The 12,214-nt window shown below is 43.9% G+C and carries 12 protein-coding genes and 1 pseudogene; 11 read left to right on the top strand and 2 right to left on the bottom strand.

Annotation, left to right across the window (positions count from 1 at the left end; all coding sequences use genetic code 11):
• Window positions 1–11 precede the first annotated feature (11 nt).
• From ureE to L9Q40_RS11740, 7 genes are all read left to right on the top strand, one after another.
• Window positions 12–500, top strand: a complete 489-nt coding sequence (gene ureE / locus L9Q40_RS11770) for an urease accessory protein UreE (RefSeq protein ID WP_065302535.1) — start codon at window positions 12–14, stop codon at window positions 498–500.
• The gene (locus L9Q40_RS11765) at window positions 500–1,162 is read left to right on the top strand and encodes an urease accessory protein UreF (RefSeq protein ID WP_020333228.1); all 663 of its coding nucleotides are present in this window, start codon (window positions 500–502) and stop codon (window positions 1,160–1,162) included. Before ureE ends, L9Q40_RS11765 begins: the two co-directional genes overlap by 1 nt.
• A 2-nt stretch (window positions 1,163–1,164) precedes the next feature.
• The gene (gene ureG, locus L9Q40_RS11760; RefSeq protein ID WP_498793384.1) at window positions 1,165–1,806 is read left to right on the top strand and encodes an urease accessory protein UreG; all 642 of its coding nucleotides are present in this window, start codon (window positions 1,165–1,167) and stop codon (window positions 1,804–1,806) included.
• 11 nt (window positions 1,807–1,817) lie between these two features.
• Window positions 1,818–2,348, top strand: coding sequence for a HupE/UreJ family protein (locus L9Q40_RS11755; protein ID WP_498793383.1), 531 nt, complete (start codon window positions 1,818–1,820; stop codon window positions 2,346–2,348).
• 376 nt (window positions 2,349–2,724) lie between these two features.
• On the top strand, window positions 2,725–4,143 hold the full coding sequence (locus L9Q40_RS11750) for an SLC13 family permease (protein ID WP_014231749.1): 1,419 nt from the start codon (window positions 2,725–2,727) through the stop codon (window positions 4,141–4,143).
• A gap of 3 nt (window positions 4,144–4,146) precedes the next feature.
• Window positions 4,147–5,484 carry an ATP-binding protein gene (locus L9Q40_RS11745; RefSeq protein WP_014231750.1) on the top strand — a complete coding sequence of 446 codons (1,338 nt, stop codon included), beginning with the start codon at window positions 4,147–4,149 and terminating at the stop codon, window positions 5,482–5,484.
• Window positions 5,471–5,944, top strand: a complete 474-nt coding sequence (locus tag L9Q40_RS11740; protein ID WP_065296803.1) for a response regulator — start codon at window positions 5,471–5,473, stop codon at window positions 5,942–5,944. Before L9Q40_RS11745 ends, L9Q40_RS11740 begins: the two co-directional genes overlap by 14 nt.
• 729 nt (window positions 5,945–6,673) lie before the next feature.
• On the opposite strand, the gene L9Q40_RS11735 is transcribed toward L9Q40_RS11740, so the two are convergent.
• Window positions 6,674–7,612 (bottom strand): LysR family transcriptional regulator, encoded by a 939-nt coding sequence (locus L9Q40_RS11735; RefSeq protein WP_041170221.1) that lies wholly within the window; start codon window positions 7,610–7,612, stop codon window positions 6,674–6,676.
• 357 nt (window positions 7,613–7,969) lie between these two features.
• Between L9Q40_RS11735 and L9Q40_RS11730 the strand changes: the two genes are divergently transcribed.
• The 4 genes from L9Q40_RS11730 to L9Q40_RS11715 all read left to right on the top strand — a co-directional run bounded on the left by L9Q40_RS11730 (window position 7,970) and on the right by L9Q40_RS11715 (window position 11,847).
• A complete protein-coding gene (locus tag L9Q40_RS11730) occupies window positions 7,970–8,572 on the top strand; it encodes a 2OG-Fe(II) oxygenase (protein WP_014231753.1) in 603 nt (200 codons plus the stop codon).
• A 387-nt stretch (window positions 8,573–8,959) separates the two neighbouring features.
• On the top strand, window positions 8,960–10,165 hold the full coding sequence (locus tag L9Q40_RS11725; RefSeq protein WP_118118479.1) for an aromatic amino acid transport family protein: 1,206 nt from the start codon (window positions 8,960–8,962) through the stop codon (window positions 10,163–10,165).
• A gap of 245 nt (window positions 10,166–10,410) precedes the next feature.
• On the top strand, window positions 10,411–11,526 hold the full coding sequence (locus L9Q40_RS11720) for an HD-GYP domain-containing protein (protein ID WP_498793382.1): 1,116 nt from the start codon (window positions 10,411–10,413) through the stop codon (window positions 11,524–11,526).
• Window positions 11,527–11,628: 102 nt separating this feature from the next.
• Window positions 11,629–11,847: a hypothetical protein gene (locus L9Q40_RS11715; RefSeq protein WP_014231756.1), complete on the top strand. Its 219-nt coding sequence runs from the start codon at window positions 11,629–11,631 to the stop codon at window positions 11,845–11,847.
• A 74-nt stretch (window positions 11,848–11,921) separates the two neighbouring features.
• On the opposite strand, the pseudogene L9Q40_RS11710 reads toward L9Q40_RS11715, so the two are convergent.
• Window positions 11,922–12,214, bottom strand: a pseudogene (locus tag L9Q40_RS11710) (MSHA operon transcriptional regulator); the annotation flags it as partial.

Here is a 12,214-nt window from a genome sequence, read left to right as displayed (position 1 = left end):
GGAATTTTATTATGTACCGAGTAATTAGTCGCTCCGACCATCACCATGGTGAAATTGATGATTCGATTGTATTGGCTTATGAAGTGCGTCAACGCGGACGTTTTCGAGCATCTAGCAAAACGGGCATGGATGTAGGCGTATTTCTACCTCGAGGTGATGTTCTTCAAGATGGTGACTGTCTTTTCACTGAATGCGGAAAGGTATTTCTGGTTGAAGCTCAGGAGGAAGAGATCGTCACGGCTTCAGCAAAAGACTGGCTAACCTTTTCAAAAGCCTGCTACCACATGGGTAATCGCCATGTACCAATGGAAATTGGTGAACTTTGGCTGCGGTTTCAACCTGACCACGTATTGGAGGAGATGGTCGAACTATTTGGGCTGGAGTGTAACCATCATCAAGCGATGTTTAACCCTGAGTCAGGTGCGTATCACGGCAGTGGGCATAGTCACGGTCATTCACATGGTGAACATAATCACAGCCATGGGGAGCATAGCCACTAATGAACGTTCAGTCATTACTCTCTCTGTTGCACCTTAGCAGTCCGAGTCTGCCTATTGGTGCATTCGCTTACAGCCAAGGTTTGGAAACGGCGGTAGACCTGGAGTGGGTGAGCGATGAGGCGACGCTACAAACCTGGCTTGAACCGATTCTTAATCATGCTCAGGCCAATTTGGAAGTACCACTTTTAGTTCGCTGTTATCAAGCGTGGCAAGCAAACGACATGGCAGCTCTGGAACACTGGCAGGCGGTGTTACTGGCAAACCGGGAAACGGCGGAGCTGGTAATGGAAGAGCAAAAACTTGGGCAAACCTTTTATCGTTTATTAACGAGCTTAGAAGTGGAATTACCGCCACAGGCAAAAACAATGACTTATCTGCCGTTATTTGCCAAAGCTTGTCAGCACTTTGGTGTATCACTGGAGCAAGCTGCGACGGGGTGGCTTTGGTCGTGGCTGGAGAATCAAATTACCGTGGCATGTAAAACGGTGCCGTTGGGGCAGACGTCAGCCCAACGCGTTCTCATCGCATTAATGCCACAAATTGAAGAAGCAATTACCACAGGGTTTGCGGTAGAGGACGAAGCAATAGGGCTGACTTTACCGAACTTTGCGATGGCCTGTGCATGGCATGAAACCCAATATTCAAGATTATTTAGGAGTTAAGGATGAGTACACAATGTTTACGAGTTGGCGTGGGAGGCCCGGTTGGCTCAGGAAAAACGGCGCTGCTGCGTCAGTTATGTTTAGCAATGCGCCAACATTACGATTTAGCCGTTGTCACTAACGACATTTACACCAAAGAAGACGCGGAATTTTTACTGCGTAATGAAGCGTTAGAATCTGACCGTATTCTGGGCGTGGAGACAGGCGGTTGTCCACATACGGCTATTCGCGAAGACGCGTCTATGAATTTGGCAGCGATCGATGAGCTACAAGATCGTCATCCCGGCTTAGAGTTCGTGTTAGTCGAAAGTGGTGGAGACAACCTGAGTGCGACCTTCAGCCCGGAGTTATCTGATTTGACCCTTTATGTTATTGACGTGTGCGCGGGAGATAAAATCCCTCGTAAAGGCGGACCGGGTATCACTAAGTCTGACTTATTGATCATCAATAAGACCGACCTCGCACCAATGGTTAATGCATCGTTAGACGTGATGGACCGTGACGCGAAAAAGATGCGTGGCGAAAAGCCATTTGTATTTACCAACCTGATTCGTGGTGATGGTTTACAGGAAGTGATCAATTTTATTGTTGAGCGCGGCATGCTGGAGAAGCGTGACGTAAAAGTTGAAGTTATGGAAGCATAAGGAACAGTGATATGAAAGGACTAACAAAAGGATTTGCAGCAAGTTTGGCTTTAGTCAGTGCAAGCAGTTTTGCCCATACGGGCCACGCAATGCAGGCCAGTTTCTCTGAGGGCTTTTTACACCCATTGACTGGCTGGGATCATTTATCTGCACTGGCATTGATCGGATTGTTTCTTTCCAGTTTTGCACTTCGCAGAGCGAGCCAAATTTCAGCATTGATAATGGCAGCAATTATTGGCGGGTATGCGATTGGTCTTGAGTGGGCTGCGGCTAATTCCGTAGAAGCTTTGGTCTCTAGCTCATTAATCGGTTTACCGCTTGCGCTTATCGCTCTTAAAAAGGGTGGTGCGAAGAGTGTGATAGCTGCCGCTGCGATACTTCTTTTCAGCTTATCTCATGGATTGGTTCAAGGCGCTGAGGCTCAGGGATCATTTACTCAATTTGGTTTGGGTGTAATGCTGGCGAGCGCACTGGTAATTGGTGCTACTTATACTGTTTCTAGACAAGTCGTGGCGATAAAGGCGCGTTTTGCCCGTCAATAAAAGATTTTGTTGTAGCGGTTGTCACATCGCCTTTCCAAACCAAAGCGAAAACATGCCGGCGAATGTCGGCATGTTTATTTTCAGAGACCAAGGGGATGAGGTTGTAGTGACTTATAACGAAAATTATTATTTATGACACGTATTTAGTGAGGTCGAACACATCTCAAAGATGTTTTCGAATGTGAATACAAGTTCATTGATCTAACACCAAATCTTTTTCCCTTAACAGTGCGCATAATTCCAAATCGGAGTCGTGATTAGCTGCGTTTGTTTCGGATAAGCATCATCAACAAAGCCAGTATTCGAAACAGCAAAACGTCCGTTTATTAGTGAAACTCCTACATCTTTACACCATCTCAGGAAGAGAAGTAGCACTATGCGTCCTTATCTTAAATACATCATCCCAACGATAATTCCGTTAATCATCTGGCTGATGCCTTTGTCTGCGTTTCCATTTGATGGCATCACCATTATTCAACAGCGCGTCATCGCGATTTTCTTACTGGCGGCGTTGTGTTGGGTTTTCGAGCCTATCCCAATTTACGCAACTTCGGTGGTGATTATTGTTCTGGAACTACTGCTGATTTCCAATAAGGGAATCGTGTTGTTTAGGGCACAAGAAGGGCAGGCGCATTTTGGCGAGTTGTTGCAATACAATGAGATCATGGCGACCTTTGCCAGCCCAATTATTATGCTGTTCTTGGGCGGTTTCTTTTTGGCGATGGCGGCGACCAAGTACCGTTTGGACGTGAACTTAGCGCGTGTACTTTTGAAGCCGTTTGGACAAAATCCCAAGTACGTTATGTTGGGATTGATGCTGATTACCGCAATTTTCTCCATGTTTATGTCTAACACGGCAACTACCGCGATGATGTTATCTATCCTGACTCCTGTCATTGCTGTGTTCGGGCCGAAAGACCCGGGCAGAATCGCATTTGCTTTGTGTATTCCAGTTGCGGCAAACATCGGCGGCATCGGGACACCTATCGGGACGCCACCTAACGCGATTGCACTTAAATATTTAGTCGGGGAGAACCTGATTACTTTTGGTGAATGGATGGTATTTGGTGTGCCGTTTGTCGTGATTATGATGGCTCTAGCTTGGGTACTTATCGGGGCAATGTATAAAGCCGAACAAACCACAATCGACTTGAATATTAAGAGCAAATTCCTGAAGACGCCGAAAGCGATGATTGTGTACATTACATTTGCGGGTACGATTATTCTTTGGTTAATGGGTTCAGCACACGGCATGAACTCATACACAGTCGCTTTGATTCCTGTCGCGGTCTTTTCCTTAACTGGCATCATCAACAAAGAAGATTTAAAGAAAATCTCTTGGGACGTGCTTTGGTTGGTTTCCGGTGGTATTGCCCTAGGGTTAGCCCTTGATAAAACCGGCTTGGCTAAATTAGTCGTGAACAGCATTCCATTCGACCAATATTCACCTTATGTGGTGTTGTTTGGTGCCGCTTTCCTTTGTTTAGCCATGGCCAACTTTATGTCGCATACGGCAACCGCTAACTTGTTGATGCCAATTATGGCCGCTCTAGGTACATCGATGGCATCACTAACACCATTAGGTGGTGAAGTAACGTTGATTCTGGTAGTGACGTTTGCAGCTTCTCTGGGTATGTCACTGCCAATCAGTACGCCGCCAAATGCGCTCGCTCATGCTACCGGGCATGTACAAAGTAACCAAATGGCTCGGATTGGCGTGGTACTTGGTGTTGTGGGTGTACTGCTAAGCTTTGTTATGGTTTGGATACTGCATTCTGTAGGGCATATCGGTTAAGTCATGTATGAAAGCAAATTAGATGCGTTGGTAGAACGCTACTTCGATAATAACGACCGACGAATTAATGTGTCGGCAGGGTCGGTATTGATTGAACAAGCTGGCTATAACGATCGTCTATATTTCGTGATTTCGGGTGAATTGGCGGGCTACTACTCAGAAGATGACAAAAAGCCCATTAAAGTTTTTTCCGCCTCCGAGGGGACATTTATAGGGGTGCATAGCTTTTTTTCAGGTACGTGGACGGCGTCGTCAACCGTGGTTGCTCAAACAGCCGCAGAGCTAGCTTGGATAGAACGCAGCACGCCAGCGGTGCAAGAATCACAATTCGGTCCTCTGACAACGCAATTTATGCCGGTAATGGTCAACGAGTTATCTCGCCGTCAGCACCGTGCAATGGAAGAGGCACTTGCAAAAGAAAAGGCCCTGCAAAAGCTTCATACTGCAGAGCAGATGACAACACTGGGGCAATTGGCTGCGGGTATTGCGCATGAGCTTAACAACGCCATTGGGGTAGTGAGCAGTAAGTCCGAACGTTTACAAACTGTGATTATGGAGCTGTTAGAGGAAGTGCATCCGGAGGCGAGTCAGTTTTTTGATTTTGGCTTGCTTCAGGGGCAAAAAGTCTCGTCTAGTGAGGCACGCAAACGAGGCAAGCATTTTGAAAAGTATTATGGCCTCCCGAGGGACTTAGCGAGGGATTTGGCTCGTGCGGTACCAGAAGGTTACCTCTCAGAGCATTGGTTGAAGCGTCCTGAGGAAGCCATCAGGTACTGGCAGATGGGGAGAGATCTTCATGACTTGCGTCTGGCTTCCAAGCATACGGTGGGCATTGTTCGCTCTGTTAAGCAATTGGGTCGAACCGATATCGATCTGGATGAGGCTTTGAATATCAATGATTCGATTAACCGAGCGGTTGCATTGTTACAAAGTGATTTAAGGCGAGTACAGGTTCGTTTTAGTCCTGCGGAACTCCCTTTGTTTGTTGGCTCACAGACCGAACTCGTCCAGATTTGGGTGAATATCTTAAAGAATGCTTGTGACGCGCTCATTAGCGTAGATTCGCCAGTCATCGAGATTCAAACTCGAGCCAGCAAAGGAAAAATCCTTGTCACTATCACTAATAATGGCCCTGAGATAGATGAAGCGACGCGTAGAAAGATATTTCGGCCGAACTTCACTACCAAGAAAGGTGGACTGTCATTTGGACTGGGCTTGGGCTTGTCGATAGTTAAACGCATCGTAGCAGGCTATGGCGGTTCGATTGTTGTAAAGAGTAACAGTGACAAAACTATTTTTAGAATCAAATTACCGGTAGAGGGTGAACATGGAGAAGCTTAATTTAATTTGCGTTGATGACCAACGAGAGGTGTTAAGCGCAGTTTTACTTGATCTAGAACCATTATCTCAGTGGATAAACATAGAAGATTGTGAGTCCGCAGATGAAGTTCTGGAACTGATGGATGAACTTGATGCAGAGGGTGAAATGATTGCTTTGATCATCTCTGATCACGTCATGCCAGGAAAAACTGGCGTTGAGCTTTTGGCTGAAATTTCAAAAGACAGTCGTTTTACTCATACTAGAAAAGTCCTTTTAACCGGGCAGGCAACGCACACAGATACCATTAATGCGATTAATACGGCAGGCATTGACCGTTACTTCGAGAAGCCGTGGCAGGCCAGCCAGTTGGTAGAGTGTGTGAGGAATCTGGTGACCACATACATCTTTGATAGGGGGCTGGATTATACTCAATACCATGAACACCTTGATCAAAGCGTTGTCTTTGAAAGACTTAGATAACGAATATCTCTGTCATTTTTTACGGCTACGAGTTCAAAATCGTAGCCGTTTTATTTCCCACGCCTCGAAATAGAAATCTATCATCTTTAAGTCTTTTAATTTCTGTTATGGAAATATGTCATACTATTCCTACGCTAAAACCGTAGCGAATAAAACACTCAGATATAATCAGAAATTTTAATTATTTGCCTTCCGGCTTGACGATATCATACAAAGTTTCTTAGTCGCTTATGGCGTGAAAGGGGCACGTTTTTCTATTCTTTAACAACTTATCACTCTTTCTGGGTGCAACTTAATTAACTTTATGAAATAACTGCTGTTTATTAAAAGATCGTTGTTTAGAAGAAACTAATCAAGATTGGCAAATTGAATTGCATAATTAAGTGCTAATTTAGGCATGTCTTATTTCCTTTTTGGAAATAGTGCGTGCGGGTTTTTTCATTAGTTGCCAATCGTTGGCTAGAGTAAACTCTGTGTGTGGTTCGACAGAATAACAAAACAACAACGTTGTTTGGCTTAAAAAGGAGTGAACCCACTGCGTTTACCGTAGTAGAGATAGACCAGTACAATCTAAATTAAAAATGGCTGGCTACTCTATAAAAGCGGTGGGCGATTTGATGATGTTAAGACGTTTACCTGCGTAGTGACGACATCCGGTGGGGAATCTTCCTCGACTCTCAAGGCAAAAATCCCATCTTTACATCTTCAGCTTGTTCAAAATGTTAATAGTCAATATTCACAAGCGCTAAGCACTTTACATGCATCAAGTAGTTGCTGTTGTAACCAGCGTAAGGCGGGATCATTTAAGCTCGCTTTGTTCCAGACCAAACTATACGACACTTGCCCAAAATCAAACGGCAGAGGCTGCTCAACCAAACCTTTTGTTTGCAGTGCGATTCTTGCCCAACGTTTAGAGCAGGTGAATAAGTAATCTGTATGATGGCACATTACCGCTGCAGAGCCGAAATCAGCGACGCGCATGGCAAGGTTTCGTTTTTGGTGCCTTTGTTGCAAATTTTGCTCAAAGTATGGCCGAGAAAGGTCTTTATCATGAATACCTATATGCCGAGCGGACAGATACCCTTCAATCGTCAGTGGTTGCTTGGCCAGCGGATTCGATTTGCCCATCAAACAGATCAGTTCATCTTTTAATATGGTTTGCCAAACGAGATCTTTGTTATGAGTCGGTGGCTGACTAAGATCATGGGGCAGCAACAAGAAATCAATCTGACCTCTGATCAACGCATCAAAACTCATCTCGTCTTTAGAATGGACGTTTAAATAAGCATGGTTGCCAAGCTGTTGTGACAAGTGAACCAACACTGGAGCAAACAGCTCCATTGAGCTTTCACGCATCGCAATGGAAAAATCGCCCTGATAGTACGCCGGACTGAATGAGCCCTGGTGCAATAAGCCGTTCATGCTAGACAAGATGCCGTGAATAGAAGGACCGATATTTATTGCAAATGGGGTTGGAACTAAACGGGTACCATCACGATAGAAAAGTTCATCTTTTAGAGTTTCACGAAGCTGGCTTAGTGTTTTACTGACACTCGAAGGTGTAACACAAAGTCGCTCTGCAGCTTGAGTGACACTGTGTGTTGTCAGCAACATGTGTAACACGGTGAGGTGTTTCAAACTGATTCTAGAAAGAGTGATATAGTCCATAAGTGAGTTTCGGTCTTTGTTTTATTCGAGAATAACAGTAATTTTGTAATTTATCATGTTATGAAAATAAACTTTTCTGGTATTTATCACTATAGTAATTCGATTGTGATGAGGATTGTTCGTCCCATCTCGTCCAGTTTGAGCGTTGTTACCGATAAAATGTGGGCGGTTTGCGGACAATCTTATTATTAAAGCAGAGGGTTTCTGTTTTCGTAAGGTTTAATAGGGAACACAGAGCGGAAATGAGAAGGACGACCTATAAAACTAAATAGTTGTCGTATCGACAAAATATCACATTTGTCGTTGTTGGTTGAATTACATATAAGACGCATCCAACCACACGATTGAATAGATTAAATGAACGAACTGATCGATGCTATTGCGACTCATGGATATTATATTTGGGACGATTTTCTTTCAGAAGAAGAGGTTGCTCACTTAAGAGCGTGTATCCCTGACAATTGGAAAAAGGCGCGCATTGGTCGTAATGAAGATGTTACACGCATAGAATCCATTCGCAGTGACAAAATTCAATGGCTAAAACCTGATATGGGCGAGCCGATAGCATCTTACCTAAATAAGATGGAAGACATTCGCGAAGCGGTTAATCGTCATCTATATCTCGGTCTGTTTGAATATGAATCTCACTTTGCGAAATACGAGCAAGGCGATTTTTATAAAAAACATCTCGATAGTTTCAAAGGAAATGAAAATCGTCGTTTGACCACCGTGTTTTACATGAATGAAGCCTGGAGTGAAGAAGACGCTGGCGAGCTGGTCGTTTATGACCTTAAAGACAACGTAATCGCCAAGATACCACCGCGTGGAGGGCGTCTTCTTGTTTTCTTGTCAGAACAATTTCCACATGAAGTGTTACCGACTAATGCAGAGCGATTTAGTATCGCAGGTTGGTTCCGTATCAATGGCGTCAGAGATAATTTGTTAGATATCGCAAGCTAACTGACACGATTTAATACCTTTTTATTAAAATCAGGTGAGGCGTAATCTTTACGTCTCGCCATCATCCTATAACAGAACATTTTCAACCATGTTCTGAATCCTCTGTTTTCACTCCCAACCATCCATAACAAACCTACCAGAAATCATATAATTAAGTTTTGCCCTGATAGTCGTGATGAGTCTCACCCGATCGTCATGAATTTTTTTGGCTGATTTCTATGTGTAAATAAAAGTATACATTAATGGTTTTTTATTCTTACACTTTGCTTGATCTTATCGTGAATATCCTACAATATCGGGCTTATAACAAAATATGGTGTCATGTAGGGTCATTCTTACCCGATCTGGTGCTGCTAATATTCAATGTAATGTAAAGAATAATATACAATGAGTCGTTCTAAAGTGTTTGGTAGCACCCTAATTATTGCAGGGACTACAATTGGTGCCGGTATGCTGGCGCTTCCTCTGGCCTCTGCTGGTATCGGTTTTTCTACTTCCCTCGTTATTATGTTGGGTCTTTGGGCTTTAATGGCATTTACCGCCTTATTGATGCTCGAGCTTCATCAGTATGCTGAAAGCAGTGCAACACTCCATACTCTGGCGAAACAAATACTGGGCCAGAAGGGTAAATGGGTTGCCAGCTTTGCAATGCTATTTTTGTTTTACTCTTTGTGTGCGGCATACATCGCTGGTGGCGGTGCACAGTTTGGCGAACGCCTAACCCAATGGTTTGATCTTGATATTTCAGGCTCGACTTCAACCATCATTTTCACATTGATAGTGACGTTGGTTGTGACTGTTGGCACCGGTACCGTAGATAAAGTGAACCGTGTTTTGTTTGCCCTCAAACTTCTTACTATGGTTGCGGTACTGTCATTTTTAGCGCCAAATGTGACGCAATCTTACCTGCTAAGCATGCCAATAGGACAAGGTCTTATTGTGGCGGCAATTCCTGTGATTTTTACGTCTTTTGGTTTCCACGGCAGTATTCCGGCTATTGTGAACTATTTAGACGGAGACACTGCTTCATTGCGTAAAGCCGTGATCGTAGGCTCTACTATTCCACTGGTGATTTACATCTTCTGGCAAGTCGTGACGCTAGGCGTGGTCAGTCAGGATACATTGATTGAAAATGGCGGATTAAGTGCTCTTATTGGGCAGTTATCACTGACGGTTCACCAATCAAATCTGGGTAACATTGTTGGCGTGTTTGCAGATTTGGCTCTATTAACCTCTTTCCTTGGCGTGAGCCTTGGCTTGTTCGAGTTCTTGGGCGATACGATCAAAGGAAGCAGTGAGAAGCCAAACCGTTTGATTGCTGCGTTAATCACGTTCACTCCACCATTAGGCTTTGCGCTGTTTTATCCGCAAGGTTTCATTATGGCATTAGGCTATGCGGCTATCGCTCTGGCTATTCTAGCGATATTTTTACCGCTGGTTATGGTTATTAAAGTCCGTCGCTCTGACGATTTTGCCGGAGAATACCGCGTAGCTGGCGGGCAGGGGGCGTTAGTGATCACAGGTATCGCAGGTACGGGAATCGTCGCTGCACAGATATTGATTACGCTTGGAGTGTTGCCAGCTTTAGGTTGATTATTCTGTCTAAAACTAAACATTTTTAAAGCCAATGGGTATGACTCATTGGCTTTTTTAATCTGGATCAGGTGAGTTGGATATATCCGCTAAAAAAGTTGGCGGATGTTCGGTTTTGTTTTGTACACTTATATTGTGGTATATCAAAAATTTGAGTTGAAAAAAATTGCTCTGATAATTTACGCAATAAACTGATAAAAAGGGCTTTTTCGCTCAATACCTAGTTTGACTGGGAGAGTGGAAGTATGACACACCGTAGTTTTTATCCGTTTGCAAAACCGCTTAATGAGCAATTGCAAGCGTTGAAAAATAGGATGCAGGCACATATGCCATGCATTGACAGGGTGTCGTTCGCAAAATATCACCCCAGACAAGATATGCTCATATCTTTCGCTGACACTGAGTTTGATAACTGGGATTTAGCGCATTATGAAGCGCCACTTCGTAAACTTCCCAATTTGTATGCCGCGGCTCAAAACGGAACACCTCGTATCGTTGATGATCTCAACGACATTAACCACAGCGATCGCGTTAAAGTCCTGCTTAACTACGGGTATCGATCTTCTGCCGCAATTCCTTGCTACGAAAACAAAGTATTTACTGGCTTTGTCTTTTTGAATTCCGTTAAACCCAATTCATTTAAGTTAGAAACGCTGGATGTGCTCAAACCTTATTTTGATATGGTCGAATTTGCCGTGGAGTCGGAAGATCATGTTGTGAATGAGATCGAAAGGCTGTCTGAGCGTAAGCTATGTTCGATGCCTGGTTATTGTCCAGAGTGCTACGCCCACACCAAGAGAATGCGCCTTTACGCTCACTTGCTTGGTGTTCACCTTGCGGAACGACATAAGTTGACGGATGAAATGGTTGAACAGATTGGAATTTTCGCACAGTTCCATGCTGTGAGTGGTATCCAGTTGCCGATTGATATTGCTTGTCATCGTAGTCATTTTAGCAAAGACCAAGAGTCCATCATCATCCAGCATATTGAGCAATGTATCGAGTCGGCAGATGACACCGTTGCCCGCATTGGTAACCCCGTTCATCCGAGTGTTGTGCTATTCATGCAGATGGTGACTTATCAGTATGAAAATTTAAACGGGTCAGGCTACCCGCATGGATTGGAAGAAAAGGATATTCCAATCGCCGCTCAAATTGTTGCAGTTGCGAACTCCTTTGACGTACTGACCACGCACCACCCAAATCGTCAGGCATGGTCTATTCCGTATGCGTTAATTGAGTTAGAAAAATGGGTAAGTGACGGTTTATTGTCTGGTGAGTGTGTCAACGTCTTGCGGGATAACCAAGTTTATCTAAAACAAATTATCCATAAATATCCAGAACACTGCTCTGTCGAATAGTGGTAAACAATGAAGGAGATGAAAATTTGACTAGGAGGATTTTATAAACAATACTGTATGTATGTACAGTATTGTGGTTTAGATTAAGTTTGGAGGTGAAGTATGTTGTGGGAAACCCTAGAAAGAGTAAACCGCTTACGCCAACAAGCACTTGCGAATTCTGAGTTTGTTCAGTCGGCCAAAGAGCATGAACAGGCTTTGCATGAGCAAGAGTATCATTACCAACCAAAAAACGCGCGTTCAGCCAAAGACAGACAAGGTAAAAAATCGCTGGCTGATATATACAAAGAAGTAGAGTTTAGCGCGGATTCTCGTCATTAATCCTTTTCATCGCTGCTGCGGCTTACACATAATAAACGCCGCAGCGCAATTGCTTTTGCATTAACTGGATGCGCTTAGAAATCCGCTTTGCGTACGTAGTGCGGGTTTTTGTATTTCTTTGCTGGACCAAATGCAGAAACCACCAGTTTGTTCCACAGTGCTTTATCAAACTCACCTTTAGGGATAGAAGGGTAGAGGGTCTCTTCTTCTTCTCGGGAAAAGTTCATGTACTGCTTTTTCTTAATCTGGTTGTACTTCTTCGCTATCTGATTGTGCTTTCTTACCCACTCTAACTTGTAGTCACGAAGCACTTGTTCACCTTTGTCTTCGCTCATACGAGAAAGGAAAAGCCTTTTATAAGAAACTT

The organism is Allocatenococcus thiocycli (assembly GCF_921292965.1).
GTDB lineage: Bacteria > Pseudomonadota > Gammaproteobacteria > Enterobacterales > Vibrionaceae > Vibrio > Vibrio natriegens.
This window is presented reverse-complemented; position numbering and strand designations above follow the sequence as displayed.